The following is an 18,297-nucleotide window of genomic DNA, read 5'->3' as shown; positions in this document are numbered from 1 at the left end:
ATGCCCGAGCCGCCGCGAAGGGAGAGGCCGTTCATATGAAGAGATCCCGTTCGCCCTGTTCGATTCTTTCGAGACGCTCCTCAAGAATCCGCCGCGTTTCCGGCTTTTCGGTCTCCGCCAGAAGCTGGGCCAGCAGGCGCTCTCCCACCTCCAGGGTCCTGGGAGAGGCATAATCCATGAGATATTCCTTGAAGGTCATCATGGCGTTGCTGCGGCAGAAGTGCTGAATCAGGCCGGGTTTGGCCAGGTCCATGAAATCCCGGCCCGTCCGTCCGAGGCGGTAACAGGCCGTACAGAAGCTCGGGATATGCCCCCTGATCGCGATGTCATGGATGACCTCGTCCGCCGTTCTCGTGTCTCCGAGATTGAACTGCGCGGCGCGGAAATTTTCGCTGGAATCCTTCGTGTAGCCTCCGGGATTTGTTCTCGAGCCCGCACTGATCTGAGAAATTCCCAGCTCAAAGACGGCCGTCCGGATTTCAGGCGATTCCCGCGTGCTCAGGATCATGCCGGTATAAGGAACCGCCATTCGGATAATGGCCACGAGCTTTTTAAACTCATCATCGCTGACCGGGCAGGGTGGGGAAATGGCGGCCGGGGCATTAAAAGCAGGCTCCAGCCTGGGAATGGAAATGGTGTGGGGGCCGACGCCGCAGTCCGCCTCCAGGGTCCGGGCATGAATGAGAAGCCCCAGGACTTCGTAGCGGTAATCGTACAATCCGAAAAGGGCACCTATCCCGACGTCATCGATCCCCCCTTCCTGCGCCCGGTGCATCGCCGTGAGCCGCCAGGCGAAATCAGCCTTGGGGCCGCTGGGATGCATGGTCTTGTAGGTTTCGTGATGATAGGTCTCCTGAAAGAGGACATAGGTGCCGATGCTGGCCGCCTTCAAGCGCCTGAAGTCGGGTGCGCTCATGGGGGCGATCTCCACGTTGATGCGCCGGATTTCGCCACCCTCGTCGGTGCGGGTGGCATAGGCCGTCTCAATGGCCTCGATAAAATAATCAAGGCTGGAGCGGCTGGGATGTTCCCCGCAGAGCATCAGAAGGCGTTTATGTCCCTCTCTCTCGATTGCCCGGACTTCTTCCGCGATCTGATCCATGGTGAGGGCGACCCGGTTGAGATCCTGGTTGTCTCTACGGAAGCCGCAGTACAGGCAGTTGTTTGAACAGTAGTTGGCGATATACAGGGGTGCGAACAGAACGAGACGATTGCCGTATATGCCTTGCTTGATTTCCCTGGCCGCTTCGAAAATCGCCTGGAGCAGCTCCGGGTCCTCGGTCTGCAGAAGGACCGCCGTCTCTTCCACCGTCAGCCCCTTTAATTCTTTTGATTTTTCAATGATGTCAAGAACGTGCTTGTGATCGGGGGATTCCGATTTTACCAGCAGATCCTCAATTTCCCCATCTCTTATGAAATCTTTCATGAAATCATTCCTTTCGATGTTATGAGGTTTTCTGAAGCGCCGATTTGACCTTGACGCCTGTCAGGGTCCCCAGCTTTCCCGTCATGGCTCCGATCTCGTCCGTGGTGCCATGAACAATGAGCGACAGGATGTGTAGTCCGGAAGGGGGGTAGGGAAGGCCCATCCGCCCGATGATAATGTCGCCGTATTCAGACAGAATCCTGTTGACCGAAGCGGCCTGTGCGGACCGCTGAGTAATGATGATGCTGATGGTGCCGATTCTTCTGTTCATGGAATTTTTCCATAAAAAAAGAGGTTTGAGTCCCGCAGGGAATCAAACCTCTCTAGTCGCAAATGCCGGATCGTATCCTCATCCCCCTGCTTCCTGCAAATCCGTCTTTCCGAAATCGGGAGGTTCCAGATGCATTTCCTAAAGATATTTCATCCCCCTCGAGGTTAGAACGTCATCCTTCCCCTCAGGTATCAAAAGAGAGAGCCGTATTACAGGAAGCAAAAAAGATTTTTTCTTATCCTATAACGGCAAAATCCTGTCAACCTATTTTTGGTCGGCATTTTCCCGGGGGGCTGACCGGGATGGCGGTGAAACAACATCCACAAGTCCAGGAACGGGTCTCAACGCGGGGGGGATGTTTCCTTACGGTAGCCCAGCGCGGTCAACGCATAGGGCGACAGGAGTTTTTCGACCAGTTCCCTGCCGAGTTTCACTTCCAGGAAGGCTCGCACATTGGCATGCTTTTCCCGGTGAAACGTCGCAATCAGCTCTGTTGCCCGTTCATAACCGAGAAAAGGAAGCAGGGCGGTGAGGATCATGGGGCTGCGGTCGAGGTGGAATTGACAGCGGTCCCTGTCGGGGACAATCCGAAGGATGTGGCCCGCCAGCAGCTCGTCGATGCTGTCCAGAAGATGCAGGGACTCAAGCAGGGCGTGGGAAAGAAGCGGCAGGAACTCGTTGATCTGCCAGGTTCCCCGGCTTACCGTCTCGGCAATGATCACATCGTTGGCCATGACCTTGATGCCCGCCTGCATGGCGGCTTCCATCAGGACAGGATTGACTTTTCCGGGCATGACCGAGGAGCCGGCCTGCAGGGGCGGGAGGGAAATCTCCCCGGTGAAGTTGAGCAGTCTCAGATCGTTGGCGATTTTGATCAGGTTGGCCGCATGGGCCTTGAGGATGCCGGAAACCTCCACGAAGGTGTCTGCATGGGCCGTCTCCCCCATGAGATTCTCGCCGCGGGCCAGCCCCAGCCCCGTCACCTCGCGGAGCTTTTCGATGACGAGAAAGATGTAATCCCGCGGGGCGGTCAGCCCCGTGCCCACGGCCGTTCCGCCGATATTGACGACACGGAGCCTTTCCTCGCACTTGTAAGTGCGCCAGCGGTCCCGAGAAAGGGCTTCAGCAAAGGCGGAGAACTCCGCGCCCAATGTGACGGGAACGGCCTCCTGCAGTTCCGTGCGGCTGATCGTGACGATTTCACCGAAGGCCCTCTCCCTGTCCTGAAAGGCTCCCTGAAGGCGGGCAACGGACGAACTCAGACGCCGCAGACCCTGGATTCCGGCGATGCGGATGGCCGTTGGATAGGTGTCGTTGGTGGACTGATGGAGATTGACGTGATCCAGGGGATGAACGAGCCGGTAATCCCCCTTCTTCCCGCCGAGTTTTTCTATGGCCAGGTTGGCGATGACTTCGTTGAGGTTCATGTTGGTCGAGGTGCCCGCCCCGCCCTGCAGGGCGTCAACGGGAAAAGCATCCGAGGGTTTTCCCGCGGCAATGTCGTCACAGGCGGCAAGGATGGCCTCCGCCTTGTCCGTCGGCAGATAACGCAGTCCGGCATTGGCCTGGCAACAGGCTTTTTTCACCAGGGCCAGTGCCTTGATGAGCGCCGGATTTACCGGGGTTCCGCTGATCGGGAAATTGCTCAGCGCTCTTTGGGTGTGGATGCCCCAGTAGCAGTTCGCGGGAAGTTCGAGTGTTCCCAGTAGGTCTTCTTCCGTCCTCATTCCTGTCATAAAATTCATGCCTCTTTAGAAAAATTCGATGCAATGCCCCTTTGTTTTCATCATCGGATCAATTTCTCCTGCCCACGGAAGCCAGATAGATCGCAAATTCTTCTTCGCCGTCCACCCGGAGCAGCTTGTCCATTCGACTCTGGTCGTAGGCGCCGATCGCACAGGCTCCTGCGCCGATGGCTTCACAGGCAAGATAGAGATTCTGGCAGACATGACCGGCGTCAAGAGCAATGACCTTGTGGGCGGCGAGTCCGTAGCGCCATTCCATCCGATAGGGAACGGCCGTCCAGACAAAGGTGACGGCAGCCTCGCCCGGATAGGGCTGATCCAGGGCGGCACGAACGATTTTCCGCTCCAGGTTCTTTTCGGTAAATTCAAGGAGGAGCTGATGCTCCAGGGGAAGATAACGATAAACGCCCTGTTCCATTCCCGAGACATTGAGAATGACCAGGTAGGTTTCCAGGGCGTGGCGGCATCCTGCGGAAGGTACGGTTCTCAGGGCGTGGCCGGGATCGAGTTTCTCCTTGACCCCCTGGGTTGCCCAGAGCAGGAAGGACATCTCATCGAGGGAAAGAGGAGATCGGCGATAGGCCCTGCGGCTTTCCCGGTTTCCGATCGCCGCCGCCAGATCGATCTGTCCGATCTTCCCGAATTGCACGTTTCGCGGAAGGTCGACTCGTACGGCATCCTCTGCAAAGGGCTTTTCCAAGGGGGGCGGTTTGATGCCTCTATTCTGGTCGGTCTGGGAAAAATCGACAACCTTGCGGATGCTGTCCTTCAAAAATAATCGGTATACCTTGAAAAGGTCCTTGTCCATGATTCCTCCCCTTTCTGTTCAGCTTCTCATTTTTGTCGCCCTTCTCCCGGCTGTCTGGTGATCCTGTCCCAGTAGGCAGCCTCGTGGAGCCACTCGTCCCTGTGCATCTGGACAAGGGCGTGAAAGTATGCTGCGCTCTCAGCCAGGGCCTGTTGCTGATCCGGGTAGCCTTTCCCTGTCTTGAGATCCTCGGCCAGGGATTCCCCGAGCTGAAAGGACCGTTTCTCGGCATCCGCGAAAGCCTCCGGCCCCTCTGCCATGGATGTTCCAGCGGTACCGGAAACAAACGATCCGAAGGAGAACAGAACGTCACTCAAATATTCACGGACAAGATGATCCTGGCCAAGCCCTCCGGATGTTGCGACGGCCGCGCCATATTTTCCGGAAAACAGCTGGCAGTGGATTGTGTCGGCCATCCGATCGAACAGGCTCTTCATCTGGGCGGTAACCGACCGGATATAGTTCGGAGAGCCCATCACCAAACCGTCAGCGCCCAGCATCTTTGCATAGAGGTCCTGAAAGTCATCCTTCTGGGGACATCGTCCCGTTCTGTAACAGGCAAAACACCCCTTGCAGTAATTGATCTCCAACAGACCAAGATCCACCAGCTCCACGTCCAATCCCCTGGATTCCGCCCCATCGAGAACAGCCTTGACCAACCGGAGCGTCTGGCTTCTCGATCCGCGGGGGCTGGCGTTGATGCCCAATACCTTCATCCTCTTCCCTCCTCAATGTTCTATTCTGTTGGCGTTTCCGATCAGCCGCTTCAAGGCAAACGGCCGGAACAGTGCGCCTTTGCGGAGCGAAAGTCCAGCCGGTTCCTGTCGCCGCTCTTTCAAGCACCACCTGTTGCAATTTAGAAAATTATGCCCGAAGAAGCAAACAATTGTTCCCGAATGTCCGGCTCTATCCATGGGTTAAATTGCATGATTCCGGGGGAAAATGTTACGCCGTCCTTCTGGTATTCTGTAATTCCTGAGCGTAGCCTTTCCGGGCATAACAAAGCCCCTGTGAACTGTTCCCGTTCATCGAGGGGCTGACAGGGGTCCATCTGATCCATCTCGCCTTCTGGACTGACGACGCGCATGCCGTGCCCGGTCTGTCTCAGGGGGCAATCGCCACAGTAAATCCGGAATCTTCCTTATGGAAGCTTGGCCTGAAGAAGCTTGGTTCATACCAGTGCGGCAGAATCCTTTTCTTTGTTCATGAGATTTCAAGACTCTCCTTGATGCGGTTGGCCATATCCTGGAGCTTCCCGCTGCCGCCATCCACAAGAACCAAAAGAACATCTTCCCTGGCGTGGCCGTCCAATGCCTCCCCCATTCCCTCCCCGAGCGAACTCAGGGCGTTGTGTATTAAGCGGTCTGTATCCAGATTTCTTTTTTCATCTCCAGCGGGGGGGGCTGCCATTACCATCACTTTCATCATCGGTTCCTCTCATCCGTTATTTGTTCTTCCTAAAGGGATTAGCCCGTTATCCTTCCATCTTCAGCGCCGGCAAGGGATGAGGATGCATGATCCCTTGACGGCATGGCATATAACCCGCTGCGGCCTGTTGAAACCCATGACGCTGTTCAACAGGGGCGGCGGGATAATCGCTATTCGTGAAACCCGAAGGACGACATCTTTAAAATGATTTGGTTGATATTAAGTTATTCGGCAGGTCGGGGCAAAACTTGAGGAATGATGCGGCTGTGATGCCTTGGGTTTGAAGGGCGGGCTATCCCGGGGGTGCGATCATGAAGGCAACCCGGCATACACAAATTTGCCTGCAACGGGGAGGACAAAGAGGCGGTCTCCAGGCGACCTCCGGTTTCGATACTCACCACCAGTATGGATATCCCGGCCACCATGGATAGGGATAGCCCCACCCGTAGGGCGGCCCCCAGTACTGGGGATCCTGTCTCTCTTCCCACAGGCGGATTTCCTGGGCTTCCAAGACGGGATAGGCATAGAGAATCTCTCCAATGTTCTGCTCTTCCTTCCCGATGATGACGCCTGCAATCGTTATTTCACGCCCTTTGCTGTAGATGTACGGGTCGAGAAAACCCTTGCAGCGCACCAGAAATCGCCCAGGTGATCTGGCGGTATTGGTGGGACGCTTTTGAAAATCGAGATCCGTCTGCATGACCTTAAGGACGGTTTCATCCCGGCGGTTCAAGGCGTCGATAACGACGCCGCCCCAGATGACCACTTCCCCACGGTAGCGATCGGGTTCCTTCTGGACATCGGATACGGATACGGCGAGTTGTGCATCCCTCATCAGATTCTGGGGAAAAGGCGCACAGGCCGTTGCCAGGATAAGAGAGAACAGGGCAAGGATCAAAGATCTTTTCATCGGATGACGCCTCCCACTCCAATGCCGATGCCGATGCCAAACCTCGGTCCGTCATGGATCTCCACCGGCTTCCAGACATGAAGTTCTTTCGGAAGTATGACAGGATAGGTATATTCGATCTCGCCGAGGGGGAGAACCTTTGTACCCTGAACCTCACCGGCAACCGTGATCTTCCGCCCCCTTGCATAGATCGCCGGGTCCAGGAACCCCTGGAACAGGACCAGAAAACGGCCGTGACTGAGGTCGGTCGTCCTGGGCTGATCCTCCCAGCCGAGAGGTTTCTGGACGACCTCAATCCAGCTTGCCTCCTTTCTCACCGTCGTTGCCACAATCTCCCCGCCCAGCAGGACCATCGTGCCGGCGTGCCGCTCCGGATTGCCCTTCAGCTCCTGGAAGGTGATACCGGGATTCACGCGGTCCCGAACCGGTTTGGAGATAACGGAAGTGCAACCCGTTATGTAAAACGGAAATACGATCAGGGATAACAAGAAGAAGATCCGGAAACGTCTTCGGAGAATCATGACAACCCCCGTTTTCTGCCGTTTGAAGAGAAATCCGGCATGCCCGTTTTGCTCGAGGCGTTCTTATTTTATAAAGGATTAAGGGGCAAAGATCAATCACCACTGCATCATCCATGAACAAAACCGGGCTGAACTTTCACTCCTGACATGAACCGGTCTGTCACGTCAATGACATGGTCCTGCCCGCGGCAATGTCCCGTTGCTTCGCCTTTTCTGCCAGTCGTTCGCTGTTGCCGTCTCTTGTTCTCAGCGCTCAACCAGCACGGCCTAGGTAAAATTCATTATGAACGGAACTCTATAAACTGAGCCATAAATCAGGAATTTCCTCAATTGACACCTTGTGTAAAGAGCTGTAATTTTCATGAAATCCAGACGGGTTACGGAAAAAAGGAGGCTGTTTCCCGTCCGTGAAAGAGAGCCGAAGTGGCCTCCCGTCAAAGGATGGTGAGAAAAAGTTCCTTGGTCAAGAGGATCCAAGAATTTTTCAGACCAGGTGCCGGAGGGGAGGTGGAATCCAGAAACAAGTGCAAGAGGATCATTCGGATCCATCTCGGATCCATCAACGATGCGGCTGAGCAGTCGTGGCTGCAAGGACAGTTTGCCGCGAGCAATCTCTGGATCGGTTTTACCGACCGAGTTACAGAGGGAACATGGGAATGGATCTCAGGCGAAGCGGTTACCTACACGAACTGGGCTGGTGGGGAGCCCAACGATTTCGGTGGTGAAGATTATGCCGTTATGAACTGGAACGGCAAAGGGGAATGGAATGACCTCAATGGGGGTCAAGTCAACTATTGCGGCATCATAGAGACGGCTCCCGTCCCGCTGCCCTCCGCCCTTCTCCTGTTTGCACCCGGCCTGGCAGGTCTTGCGGCTCTCAGGAGAAAGTTCCGTCATTCGTAGACCATTCGGGATGAGAGGGCTTGGCCGTTTTGACCGACTCTCTCATCTCGTTTCAGGATGGCCTGACAGCAAAAGAGGCTGTCTCCAAACACAGAACCACCAGGCCATCGTGTCCCCCGTATTTGCTCCTCAGGCCGGTTCTTGAATGTCGACCGACATTCGACCGGAGCAGGCGCCTCTCCCGACTGGAAGGCCATTTCCTCTACAGAAACCGTATTGATAGACGACCTTGAGAAAAGGCGTTTGCTGATCAGCGGTTTCTCATGTAGATCAGGCGGAGCCCGTCCAGGGTGAGCATTTCATCCACGATGCCGATGCTTTTCGCCTCGCTTTGAACGACCCTGGCCAGACCGCCCGTGGCAATCACCAGGGGATTGGACTGGATCTCCTCTCTCATGCGGGCCACGATCCCGTCCACGAGGCCGGCGTAGCCGAAGATGATCCCCGCCTGCATGCTGCTGACCGTATCCTTGGCGATGATGGATTTCGGCGTACTGAAATCGACCCTGGGCAGCTTGGAGGCTCGTTTGAAAAGGGCTTCACTGGAGATGACGATCCCCGGCGCGATGCATCCGCCCATGTACTCGCCCTTCTGGGAAACATAGTCAAAGGTGGTGGCCGTTCCGAAATCGACGACGATGGCTTCCTGTCGGTATTTTTCATAGGCCGCTACAGCGTTGACGATCCGGTCTGCTCCAACCTCCCGAGGATTGTCGTAGAAGATAGGCATTCCGGTTTTGATCCCCGGGCCGACGATCAGGGGCTCTACCTGAAAATACTTCTCGCAGACCCGTTCCAGGATATGAAGCATCGGCGGCACAACGCAGGAGATGATGATGTGCTGAATCGCCTTCGAGCTGATCTTGCTGGATTTGTAGAGGTTGTACATGAGCATGCCGTACTCATCCACCGTGTGTTCGATAACGGTTCGGATCCTCCAGTCATGGACCAGTTCCTCTCCGTCGAACACGCCGAGAACCGTGTTGGTGTTTCCCACATCAATGACTAAAAGCATAGGCCGTCCTTTTCATTTTTTCTTAACCGTCGCATCGCCGGCAAGGACGCGCACTTCCCTGCCGTCGTCGTCCCGGAGCAGCAGGGCACCGCTTTCCTCCAGCCCGATCACTTCTCCAGCCTGGAGTTCGTCCCGGAAGATCACCTCGATGGGCTCCCCGACAATGCGGGCATACTGAAGCCAGCTTTCCCTCAGAGGGCCGAAGCCTTCGGCCAGATAGCGGGCATAGCGCCTTTCAACATGCTCATACAGGCCAACGGCAAGATCCAGGCGTGAGAGCATGCGACCCCCCGTTTCGTCCCGGAGGGATGTCGCCAGGTTCCGGAAGCTCTCGTCGAAATCGTCCTTCCTGATGTTGACGTTGATCCCGATGCCCACCACAACATAGTCAATCCCGTGACCGGAAGTCCTCATCTCCGTCAGGATGCCGCAGACCTTTTTCCCCTCGATCTGAACATCATTGGGCCATTTGAGTCGAATGGAGCCCGGACAGTACGTCGACAGGAGATCCGCGACGGCCACCCCGGCCAGGAGCGTCAGTTGAGGCGCGACAGCGGGTTCGATAGGGGGTTTGAGGAGAATGGAGGTGTACAGGTTGCGGCCGGGAGGGGACTGCCAGGGTCTCCGGAGGCGCCCCCGTCCCTGCGACTGCGAATCGGCGATTACGACGGTCCCTTCTTCCGCCCCGGAATGTCCCAGCGAAAAGGCGGCGCTGTTGGTGGAATCAATCTCCGGATACACATGAACGGTCCGCCCGATCCGCCTTCCCTGAAGCCTTTCCCGTAAAGCGGTTTCATTGAGATCCGATGGCAGGACTTGTAGAGTCTTTTCGGTCATGCTTCACCCCTGAGAGCTCACCAGAAGCGACAGGTCCGCCGCCTTTACCGAATGCGTCAAGGCGCCGGAGGAGATGAAATCCACACCCGTTTCGGCGATCTGCCGGACCGTTGCCAGCGTGACGTTTCCCGACGCCTCCAGGGGGACCCTGCCGTTGACCTTTCGGACAGCCTTCCGCATATCCGCAACGCTCATGTTGTCCAGCATGATGATATCGGCCCCTGCGGCGAGGGCTTCGTCCAATTCCTGAAAATTTTTCACTTCCACTTCGATTTTCAGGGTGTGGGACGCCGCCTGCCGGGTCCGGGATACGGCCTCGCCGATGCCGCCCGCCGCCTCAATGTGATTCTCCTTGATCAGGATGCAGTTGCCGAGGCCGAAGCGGTGGTTGGTTCCTCCGCCGATCCGCACGGCGTATTTGTCCAGGATGCGCAGCCCCGGAACGGTTTTCCGGGTGTCCAGAATCTTTGCCTTCGTCCCGGAAACGGCTTCCACATATTGCCGGGTTGCCGTGGCGATGCCGCACATCCTCTGGAAGAAATTCAGGGCCACCCGCTCCGCCATCAGAATGCCGGCCAGGGGGCCTGAAATTTCGGCAACCACCTGCCCCCGCTGGACCTGCATACCGTCCGGCAGACAGGATGTTCTTTGGATCCGGTCATCGACCAGGAGAAAAACCTCGCCAAAGATGTCCCCGCCGGCAACCACCAGGTCCGATTTGGCCACCACCCGCGCATGCCCCTTTTCCTGCCCGGTCAGTACGGATGCCGTGGTCACGTCACCTGAGCCGATGTCTTCCGCCAGGGCGGCACGGATCAGGGTCTCCATCATGAATTTCGGTACGGAAAGCATCATGGGAAACTCCTAACGTTCTTCCATGGTCTGAAATTTCTTGTAGGCCGCTTTCAAAAGGACGTGCTTTTCCCGCAGGGCCTTGTGCTTTTCTTCTTCCTTCCGGATGACGGCCTCAGCCGCCTTTGCCAGAAAATCACGGTTGGCGAGTTTTCGGGAAACCTGTGCCAGGTCCTTGTCCAGTTTTGCCATTTCCTTTTCCAGCCGGGCTTTTTCCTCGGCGATGTTGATGAGGCCTTCCAGGTGGACAAAAACGCGCATGGAGCCGACCACGCCGGTGGCCACGCCCCTGGGTTCCTCCATGTCTCCCTGGATTTCCAGCTCCGCCAGAGCGGCCAGATTGATGATGTCGCCCTGCGCCGCCGTCATCAGCGCCTTTTCCCCGTCCTGAGGAGCGGAAAGAACGGTCCGGAGCTTCCGGGAAGGGGAAATTCCCATCTCGCCCCGGATGTTGCGGATGGAGGTGATCACATCCATGACCAGGCCCATCTGCCGTTCCGCCTCATCGTCGATTTTTCCTTCATCGGCCTCGGGGAACGTGCTGACCATGATGGATGTCCCGTCATGGGAAAGCTTCTGCCAGATCTCTTCCGTGACGAAGGGCATGAAGGGATGGAGAAGCTTCAGTCCGTCCTGAAGAACCTCTTTCAGGGTGGCCTGGGCCGCCAGGCGCCTTTCCGGTGTTTCCCTGCCGTACAGGGCGGGTTTGGCAAGCTCCAGATACCAGTCGCAGAGCTCATGCCAGAAGAAGGAGTAAACGGCGGCGGCGGCGTCGTTGAAACGGTATTCGTTGATGCTGCGGACAACCTCGCCGGCAGTCCTCTGAAGCCGGCTCAAAATCCATTGATCCTTCAGGGATTTTTCCGCTGTGGCGACAACACTTCCTTCAGCCGGATAATCTTCAAGATTCATCAGGGAGAAGCGGGCGGCGTTCCAGATCTTGTTCACGAAGAACTTATAGCCCTCGATGCGCTCCTCGGACATCCGGACGTCCCGTCCCTGGGCGGAAAAGGCGGCCAGGGTGAACCGGAAGGCATCGGTTCCATACTTGTCGATCATGTCCAGGGGGTTGATGCTGTTCCCCTTGGACTTGCTCATCTTCTCCCCCTTTTCGTCCCGCACCAGGGCGTGGAGATAAACGTCCCGGAAGGGAACGTCATGCATGATGTATTTGCCCATCATCATCATCCGGGCCACCCAGAAGAAGAGGATGTCGAACCCGGTGATTAAGAGCGAGGTGGGATAAAATGTCTTCAGGGCGGGCGTCGAGTCCGGCCAGCCCAGGGTGGAAAAGGGCCAGAGGGCGGAGCTGAACCACGTATCCAGGACATCTTCCTCCTGCCGGAGGGAGGCATTCCCGCAATCGGGGCAGGCATCGGGATCCTGCGTGGAGACGATCATCTTCCCGCAGGAATCGCAGTACCAGACGGGGATGCGGTGTCCCCACCAGATCTGCCGGGAGATGCACCAATCCCGGATGTTGTTCATCCATTCGTAATAGGTCGCTTCCCACATGGGCGGGACAATGCGGGTTTTCCCCTTCACCACGGCGCTGATGGCCGATTTGGCCAGGGGCTTGATCTTGACGAACCACTGTTTGGAAACGGCGGGTTCGATGTCGGTTTTGCAGCGGTAGCACTGTCCCACGTTATGCATGTACGGCTCAACGCTGATCAGAAAACCCTGCTTCTCCAGATCGGCCACGACGTTCTTCCGGCATTCGTAGCGGTCCTGACCCTGGTAGGGGCCGCCGTTTTCGTTGATGGCGGCGTTTCCGTCCATGATGTTGATGATTTCCAGCGAATGCCGTTCGGCCATGGCAAAGTCGGCGGGGTCGGAGGACGGCGTGATTTTTACCGCCCCGGAACCGAAATCCATGGTCACGTAGTCATCGGCAATGATGGGAATTCTGCGGTTCACCAGGGGAAGGAGCACGTTCCTGCCCACGAGATCCTTGTAACGGGGATCGTCGGGGTGAACCGCCACCGCCGTATCTCCCAGCATCGTTTCCGGGCGGGTGGTCGCCACGGTGATCTCACCGCTGCCGTCGGCAAGGGGGTAGCGGATGTTCCAGAGGGAGCCGGCCTCCTCCTTGTACTCCACTTCGAGATCGGAGATGGCGGTGTGGCAGCGGGGGCACCAGTTGACGATGTAATCCCCCTGATAGATCAAATCCTCATTGTAGAGGCGGACAAAAACTTCCCGGACGGCACGGGACAGCCCGTCGTCCATGGTGAACCGCTGACGCTCCCAGTCGCAGGAGCATCCCAGCCTCTTCAACTGATTGATGATGACCCCGCCGAACTTGGCCTTCCACTCCCAGACCCGCTCGATGAACTTCTCCCGGCCGAGATCATGGCGTGTCAACCCCTCCCGGGCCAGTTCCTGTTCCACGACGTTCTGGGTGGCGATGCCTGCATGGTCCATTCCCGGCATCCAGAGGGTATTGAAACCCTGCATGCGCTTGAAGCGGACGATGATGTCCTGAAGCGTGTTGTTCAGGGCATGCCCCATGTGGAGGATTCCCGTCACATTGGGCGGCGGGATCACAATGGCGAAAGGAGGTTTTTCCCCTTCGTCCTCCGCATGAAAAAAGCCGGCATCCAGCCAGTATTGGTACCATCTTTCCTCAACTTCCCGAGGTTCATACGCTTTGCTTAAAGACCCTTTGTCCATGACAGGTGCTCCAAAAATGACAAGGGCGGCAGGTATGCCGCCCTGATGCTCCCTTGTCCCACCTTCGGGAAGTCGGCCCTGCGCCCTTTCGAGTAGATTTCTATTCGAATGCAAGAACTTGTTATTTCAAGGCGCATCCTTATCTTTATCCCTTGTCTAAGTCAAGGGATTTTGCAGTGTTCCCCCGCTCTGGAGGGGGGATCTGCTGGTGGGATTTCTCTCCAGAAGGCGTCGGGCAGACTGAAGAATCCCCTCCCTGTCCCCGGCGTCAAACCAGGAAATCTCCGGATCAGCGCCGAACCAGGTCAGCTGGCGCTTGGCGTAGCGCCGGGTTTCCCGCTTGATCGAAGTTACCGCTTCCTCAAGGCCAAGGGTGCCTTTCAGGACCCTGACCAACTGCCGGTAGCCCAGGGCCTGCATAGGCTTGAGATCCCCGGAAAAGCCCATATCCAGCAGGCCCTGAACTTCTTCGAGGAATCCCAACGCCATCATTTGATCCGTCCTGGCTTCGATGCGCTCATAAAGGCGGGGACGTTCCATCCGCAGACCGATTTTCAGGACCGAATAGGGCCGCTGGGCAAAACCATGATCCTGCTGCTGGTCCACGATCGAGACGCCGGTGAGTTCCAGGACCTCCAGGGCCCTGACTGTCCGCGCCACATCGTTGGGATGGATGATCGCTGCGGCGCGACTGTCCTTCGTTTTCAGTATCTCGTACAGGCCGGGTTTTCCCTCCCGCTCCAGAATGGCGGCATAGGATCGGCGCAGTGCCTCATCGGCACCGGGACCATCGAAGAGCCCCCCCAGGAGGGCGCGGATATAAAGACCTGTTCCCCCTGTCACGACGATTCCCTTTCCCCGGCGATGGAGATCGGTGATGGCGCCCCTGGCCCGCTCCATGAAGGAGGCTGCACTGAAGGGTTCATCGGGATTCACGATGTCGATGAGATGGTGACGAACCTGACCTTGTTCGGCGGGTGTCGGCTTCGCCGTTCCGATGTCCATATGGCGATAGACCTGCATGGAATCGGCGCTGACGATTTCGCCGTTGCAGAACTCCGCCAGGGCGATGGCCGTCCGGGTTTTGCCTGCGGCGGTGGGACCCATCACCACGATGAGGCGGGGCTTTTCTTGCTCCCTGATCATGTTATCCTGCCCGCTCCCATGCATTACCGGCGCTTGAACATCCGTTCGATCTCCCGCTGGGGATAGAGAACATAGACCGGTCTTCCGTGAGGGCACGTGGCGGCAAAGGGGGTGGAATCCAGATCCCGGCACAACTGCCCCACTTCTTCACGGGTCAGGTGGTGACCGGCCTTGACCGCTCCCCGGCAGGCCAGGAAGGCGTAAATTCTGTCCCTCTTTTCGGCAAGGGAAAGAGCCCGCTCCCGATCGGAAAATTCGGAGATCAGATCCTTTGCGAGCGCCCCCGCTTCCAGATGGGCCAACAGGGCGGGCAGGGCCTTGATAACCACCGAGTCGCCGCCGAAGGGCTCCGCTTCGACACCGGCCTCCTCAAGCAGAGGGATCAGGTCGGAAATCCGTTCAAAGTCAGCCTTGGACAGGCTGAGGACTTCAGGGATCAAAAGCCCTTGAACGGCCTGCTTTCCCCTCTCGGCCCCGCCTTTGATCTTTTCAAAGAGGACCCGCTCATGGGCGGCATGCTGGTCGACCAGGATCATTCCTTCGGGGGAGGGAAAAATCAGATAGGTCTCCCAGAGAGAGCCGATACAGTCCAGGTCCGAAAAGACGGGACGGGAACGGTTCCGCGGCGGAGCCGGCTCGAACAGATCAGGGGCTGCAGAATCTCCTTCCGCTTTCCTGTTCCAGGCCGGCGGCAAAGCCGTCAGGGTCTGCAATCCCATCTCGGGGCTGACGGCTGGATGCATTTCTGCCTCTGACTCCGGCCTCTTCCCATACATCAGCTTCCGGCTTCCCGACGCCAGGGAATACCGCCGCAACGCCTCGGAAACCCGGGATGCGTATTCTTCCCGCAGCATGGAGCTTTCTCGAGGGCCCCGGAAGGCCCGTGGGAGTGCTCGATGGAAGGGGGCTGAGCCAAGCCGCGGAGCATGAGGGACAAGGCCTCGACAACCGCCTCGTAGACGATCCGCGGCTGCCGGAAGCGCACCTCCAGCTTTGCGGGATGGACGTTTACATCCACATCGGCCGGATCCAGATCGAGATAGAGAACCGCCGCCGGGTAGCGCCGGGGCTCGATGACCCGCCGATAGGCCGTCATAACCGCATGGTTGAGAAGGTAATCCTTGACGTGCCGCCGGTTGACAAACAGGTAGATCTGCCTCGCCGTTGCACAGGTCAGGTCGGGCTGGGAGGCAAATCCGTAAACCTTGAGCCCGGCGCCGCCGCCCTCGATCGGCCGCATCCGGTGGGAGTCACCCTGTCCGAGGACGATGGCGATCCTCTCCACCAGGCGTGGCGTTGCCGGGTAGGAGAAGAGTTCCCGCCCCTTGGCAAGAACCCGGATTCGTACCTCGGGGTTTGCCAGGGCCAGCCGGGTAATCACATCGAGGCAGTACGACCGCTCCGTGTTTTCGGATTTGAGGAATTTCTTGCGCACGGGCACGGAATCGAAGATCCGGCTCACCGTCACGGTCGTCCCGACGGGGCAGCCCGCCTCTGCTCTTTCGATCATTTTTCCCGCTTCGACAATGATCCGTATACCCGCCAGCGCCTCCGGGGTCCGGGTCACCAGCTCCGTCCGGGATATGGAGGCGATGCTTGCCAGGGCTTCCCCGCGGAAGCCGAAGGACCGCACCCGGTAGAGATCGTCGAACTCCGCAATTTTGCTGGTGGCGTGACGGGCAAAGGCCAGCGGAACATCCTCGGCGCTGATGCCGCTCCCGTTGTCGGAAATGCGGATCAGTCCGCAGCCGCCCTGTTCCAGTTCAATGGTGATCTCCGTCGCCCCGGCATCGAGGGCATTTTCCATGAGCTCTTTGACGATGGACGCCGGTCTTTCCACGACTTCGCCGGCGGCGATTCTATGGGTCAGCGTTTCGGGAAGAAGGTGAATTCTGCGGCTCAAAGAGTTGCTCCAGTTCATTGGGATCTTTTAAGGAAAGGGCCATCGCGGCCCGGGTGGGATGGCCTTCCGCGGCTTTCCGGCATCCCTGCCCAGGGCTTGAGGCTATCAGAAACGATTGCCCGATGCAATGCCGAAGAGAAGGGCTCAAGGGCACACCCGCCGCCGCAGGAACAGCCGTGAAACTTCGACGTCTGCCAGGGCATTCTGGGGGTGAGCGATCCTGTACCCATGTCCGGGATAAAGAATCCGGGGGACAAGCCCCGTCCGGAGCTTGTCATAGGTCCTTTTCGTTATCTTCCGGCTCCAGCAGAAGGTGTTCAGCCTGCCCGGACCGTTTTTGACCGTGTTGATCACCAGGTCGCCGCAGATCAGCTCCCTCGTGACAGGGTTGTAAAAGCTGAGGGAATCTTCGGTATGGCCCGGTGTTTCTATGACTTTCCAATCACCGAAACCGACAGGGCAGGCTTGGGGGCACTTTCGCCGTCCATCGGCCGGATTCCGAGACGGAAAAAGGTCCAGATCGAAGTACCGGATCCGCGTTTCCGGGCAGGGCGGTTTGATCAGATTTCTCAATCCCGGGAGAGGAATTCCGGAGAGGCTTTCAACGCGCAGATGGTCAAACCTCCTGACGTAGCGGCTGCACCACAGGGAGGCGGGCATAAAACCGACGAACCAGCTCCGGATCAGGGACAGTTTTCTTTTCCCGTGGAAGTACTCCCCAACCAGGGGAGAAAAGAGGATCTTTGTTGTTGGCGGACATTTTTCCAGGAACGTTCCCATCCCGCCGATATGGTCGATATGAAAATGGGTCGCCGTGACAAACCGGACATCTTCGATGGACAGGTCCGGACGGCCGGCAAGAAACCGCTCGACATCCATGGCGGCGCCGATGCTGCCCACGTCAACGACCATCAGGCCGTCTGCTCCGGAGATGACATAGGCCTGTGCAAAGCCGCAATCTGGAATCACATGGACCATGGGGACCGGGTTCTTCTCTCTTTCTATAAATTTCTCTTCCCTTATTCCCGCACCGGAAGACGGTCGTCAATACCGGACTTCCTGCAGAAAAAGTCCCTGGGGAGGCGCGGTGATTCCAGCCCGTCCCCGGTCTCTCGCCTCCAGGATGTCCTGGATGATCTCCGGGGCCTCTTCCCCCGCACCCAGTTCGACCAGCGTCCCGACGATGTTGCGGACCATGTGCCGCAGAAAGCCGTCCGCTTCAATCGAGATTGAGATCACCCGGCCGGAATCGAGGAGCATCTCCGTCCTGAGAACGGTGCGGACGCAGGATTTCACGTCGCTGCCCGCGGCGCAGAAAGAGGTGAAATCATGGCTGCCGTGAAGAAGGGACAAGGCCCGGGCCATTTTATCGAACTCGAGGGGGGCGCGGACGAACCAGGCGGAATGTCTCTCCAGCGGGGAACGGATCGGGGAATTGAAAATCCGGTAAAGATAGCTTTTGCTCTTCGCGGAATAACGGGAATGAAAATCCCCCTCAACCTCCTGAATCTCCTTGATCGCAATGTCTTCGGGAAGGAGGCTGTTGATCCCGCGCAGGAGATTTCCCGCCGGAATTCCCGATTCCGTTTTGAAGTTGGCCACCTGATGCCGGGCGTGAACCCCGGCGTCGGTCCGTCCCGATCCATAGAGTGTAATGGATTCCTGCGTGATTCTGCCGATGGCCTCCTCAAGAATTTTCTGGATGGTCGGCTGCTGCCCCTGGCGCTGCCAGCCTCGATAGGCCGTCCCGTCATATTCCAGGACAAGTTTTATGTTTCGTTTCATCGTCTCCACGGTGATTTTGTAAAAAATTATGTACAATTATACTTTTTTAAATTAAGTATGGTCAATTCGAA

General features: G+C 57.5%; 18 protein-coding genes. 1 reads left to right on the top strand and 17 read right to left on the bottom strand.

Annotated features, from left to right (window positions below):
- Positions 1-31: 31 nt before the first annotated feature.
- The 8 genes from hydG to AB3175_RS03775 all read right to left on the bottom strand — a co-directional run bounded on the left by hydG (position 32) and on the right by AB3175_RS03775 (position 7,109).
- A complete protein-coding gene (hydG, locus tag AB3175_RS03810; RefSeq protein ID WP_367359619.1) occupies positions 32-1,426 on the bottom strand; it encodes a [FeFe] hydrogenase H-cluster radical SAM maturase HydG in 1,395 nt (464 codons plus the stop codon).
- Between the two features lie 19 nt (positions 1,427-1,445).
- Entirely contained in the window at positions 1,446-1,697 is a 252-nt protein-coding gene (locus AB3175_RS03805; RefSeq protein WP_367359618.1) for a TM1266 family iron-only hydrogenase system putative regulator, read from the bottom strand.
- 341 nt (positions 1,698-2,038) lie between these two features.
- Positions 2,039-3,433, bottom strand: a complete 1,395-nt coding sequence (locus AB3175_RS03800) for an aspartate ammonia-lyase (protein ID WP_367359617.1) — start codon at positions 3,431-3,433, stop codon at positions 2,039-2,041.
- A 58-nt stretch (positions 3,434-3,491) separates the two neighbouring features.
- Positions 3,492-4,250: a SagB/ThcOx family dehydrogenase gene (locus tag AB3175_RS03795; protein WP_367359616.1), complete on the bottom strand. Its 759-nt coding sequence runs from the start codon at positions 4,248-4,250 to the stop codon at positions 3,492-3,494.
- 26 nt (positions 4,251-4,276) lie between these two features.
- Positions 4,277-4,966: a flavodoxin family protein gene (locus AB3175_RS03790; RefSeq protein ID WP_367359615.1), complete on the bottom strand. Its 690-nt coding sequence runs from the start codon at positions 4,964-4,966 to the stop codon at positions 4,277-4,279.
- Positions 4,967-5,453: 487 nt separating this feature from the next.
- Positions 5,454-5,678, bottom strand: coding sequence for a hypothetical protein (locus tag AB3175_RS03785; RefSeq protein WP_367359614.1), 225 nt, complete (start codon positions 5,676-5,678; stop codon positions 5,454-5,456).
- Positions 5,679-6,072: 394 nt separating this feature from the next.
- Positions 6,073-6,588, bottom strand: a complete 516-nt coding sequence (locus tag AB3175_RS03780) for a Slp family lipoprotein (RefSeq protein ID WP_367359613.1) — start codon at positions 6,586-6,588, stop codon at positions 6,073-6,075.
- Positions 6,585-7,109, bottom strand: a complete 525-nt coding sequence (locus AB3175_RS03775; RefSeq protein WP_367359612.1) for a Slp family lipoprotein — start codon at positions 7,107-7,109, stop codon at positions 6,585-6,587. Before AB3175_RS03775 ends, AB3175_RS03780 begins: the two co-directional genes overlap by 4 nt.
- 507 nt (positions 7,110-7,616) lie before the next feature.
- On the opposite strand from AB3175_RS03775, the gene AB3175_RS03770 reads away from it, so the two are divergent.
- Entirely contained in the window at positions 7,617-8,012 is a 396-nt protein-coding gene (locus AB3175_RS03770; protein ID WP_367359611.1) for a lectin-like protein, read from the top strand.
- Positions 8,013-8,262: 250 nt separating this feature from the next.
- On the opposite strand, the gene AB3175_RS03765 is transcribed toward AB3175_RS03770, so the two are convergent.
- The 9 genes from AB3175_RS03765 to truA form a co-directional block, all read right to left on the bottom strand.
- Entirely contained in the window at positions 8,263-9,027 is a 765-nt protein-coding gene (locus AB3175_RS03765; protein WP_367359610.1) for a type III pantothenate kinase, read from the bottom strand.
- A 12-nt stretch (positions 9,028-9,039) separates the two neighbouring features.
- Positions 9,040-9,864, bottom strand: coding sequence for a biotin--[acetyl-CoA-carboxylase] ligase (locus AB3175_RS03760; RefSeq protein ID WP_367359609.1), 825 nt, complete (start codon positions 9,862-9,864; stop codon positions 9,040-9,042).
- Positions 9,865-9,867: 3 nt separating this feature from the next.
- On the bottom strand, positions 9,868-10,719 hold the full coding sequence (gene nadC / locus AB3175_RS03755; protein WP_367359608.1) for a carboxylating nicotinate-nucleotide diphosphorylase: 852 nt from the start codon (positions 10,717-10,719) through the stop codon (positions 9,868-9,870).
- A 9-nt stretch (positions 10,720-10,728) separates the two neighbouring features.
- Positions 10,729-13,392, bottom strand: a complete 2,664-nt coding sequence (locus AB3175_RS03750; RefSeq protein ID WP_367359607.1) for a valine--tRNA ligase — start codon at positions 13,390-13,392, stop codon at positions 10,729-10,731.
- Positions 13,393-13,548: 156 nt separating this feature from the next.
- Positions 13,549-14,538: a tRNA (adenosine(37)-N6)-dimethylallyltransferase MiaA gene (miaA, locus tag AB3175_RS03745; protein ID WP_367359606.1), complete on the bottom strand. Its 990-nt coding sequence runs from the start codon at positions 14,536-14,538 to the stop codon at positions 13,549-13,551.
- A 23-nt stretch (positions 14,539-14,561) separates the two neighbouring features.
- The gene (locus AB3175_RS03740; protein WP_367359605.1) at positions 14,562-15,281 is read right to left on the bottom strand and encodes a hypothetical protein; all 720 of its coding nucleotides are present in this window, start codon (positions 15,279-15,281) and stop codon (positions 14,562-14,564) included.
- Between the two features lie 32 nt (positions 15,282-15,313).
- A complete protein-coding gene (gene mutL / locus AB3175_RS03735) occupies positions 15,314-16,441 on the bottom strand; it encodes a DNA mismatch repair endonuclease MutL (protein WP_367359604.1) in 1,128 nt (375 codons plus the stop codon).
- A gap of 144 nt (positions 16,442-16,585) precedes the next feature.
- Entirely contained in the window at positions 16,586-17,419 is an 834-nt protein-coding gene (locus AB3175_RS03730) for an MBL fold metallo-hydrolase (protein WP_367359603.1), read from the bottom strand.
- 66 nt (positions 17,420-17,485) lie between these two features.
- A complete protein-coding gene (gene truA / locus AB3175_RS03725) occupies positions 17,486-18,226 on the bottom strand; it encodes a tRNA pseudouridine(38-40) synthase TruA (RefSeq protein ID WP_367359602.1) in 741 nt (246 codons plus the stop codon).
- Between the last annotated feature and the right edge of the window lie 71 nt (positions 18,227-18,297).

This window comes from Syntrophus sp. (in: bacteria) (genome assembly GCF_040768185.1).
GTDB classification, from domain to species: Bacteria; Desulfobacterota; Syntrophia; order Syntrophales; family Syntrophaceae; genus Syntrophus; species Syntrophus buswellii.
Note: the sequence above shows the minus strand (reverse complement) of the source record. Positions and strands in the feature narration are given on the sequence as shown.

What these genes read in the sequence shown, in the direction of transcription:
- hydG (WP_367359619.1), bottom strand. Translation starts at nt 1,426, where the DNA reads ATGAAAGATTTCATAAGAGATGGGGAAATTGAGGATCTGCTGGTAAAA.
- AB3175_RS03805 (WP_367359618.1), bottom strand. Translation starts at nt 1,697, where the DNA reads ATGAACAGAAGAATCGGCACCATCAGCATCATCATTACTCAGCGGTCC.
- AB3175_RS03800 (WP_367359617.1), bottom strand. Translation starts at nt 3,433, where the DNA reads ATGACAGGAATGAGGACGGAAGAAGACCTACTGGGAACACTCGAACTT.
- AB3175_RS03795 (WP_367359616.1), bottom strand. Translation starts at nt 4,250, where the DNA reads ATGGACAAGGACCTTTTCAAGGTATACCGATTATTTTTGAAGGACAGC.
- AB3175_RS03790 (WP_367359615.1), bottom strand. Translation starts at nt 4,966, where the DNA reads ATGAAGGTATTGGGCATCAACGCCAGCCCCCGCGGATCGAGAAGCCAG.
- AB3175_RS03785 (WP_367359614.1), bottom strand. Translation starts at nt 5,678, where the DNA reads ATGATGAAAGTGATGGTAATGGCAGCCCCCCCCGCTGGAGATGAAAAA.
- AB3175_RS03780 (WP_367359613.1), bottom strand. Translation starts at nt 6,588, where the DNA reads ATGAAAAGATCTTTGATCCTTGCCCTGTTCTCTCTTATCCTGGCAACG.
- AB3175_RS03775 (WP_367359612.1), bottom strand. Translation starts at nt 7,109, where the DNA reads ATGATTCTCCGAAGACGTTTCCGGATCTTCTTCTTGTTATCCCTGATC.
- AB3175_RS03765 (WP_367359610.1), bottom strand. Translation starts at nt 9,027, where the DNA reads ATGCTTTTAGTCATTGATGTGGGAAACACCAACACGGTTCTCGGCGTG.
- AB3175_RS03760 (WP_367359609.1), bottom strand. Translation starts at nt 9,864, where the DNA reads ATGACCGAAAAGACTCTACAAGTCCTGCCATCGGATCTCAATGAAACC.
- nadC (WP_367359608.1), bottom strand. Translation starts at nt 10,719, where the DNA reads ATGATGCTTTCCGTACCGAAATTCATGATGGAGACCCTGATCCGTGCC.
- AB3175_RS03750 (WP_367359607.1), bottom strand. Translation starts at nt 13,392, where the DNA reads ATGGACAAAGGGTCTTTAAGCAAAGCGTATGAACCTCGGGAAGTTGAG.
- miaA (WP_367359606.1), bottom strand. Translation starts at nt 14,538, where the DNA reads ATGATCAGGGAGCAAGAAAAGCCCCGCCTCATCGTGGTGATGGGTCCC.
- AB3175_RS03740 (WP_367359605.1), bottom strand. Translation starts at nt 15,281, where the DNA reads ATGCATCCAGCCGTCAGCCCCGAGATGGGATTGCAGACCCTGACGGCT.
- AB3175_RS03730 (WP_367359603.1), bottom strand. Translation starts at nt 17,419, where the DNA reads ATGGTCCATGTGATTCCAGATTGCGGCTTTGCACAGGCCTATGTCATC.
- truA (WP_367359602.1), bottom strand. Translation starts at nt 18,226, where the DNA reads ATGAAACGAAACATAAAACTTGTCCTGGAATATGACGGGACGGCCTAT.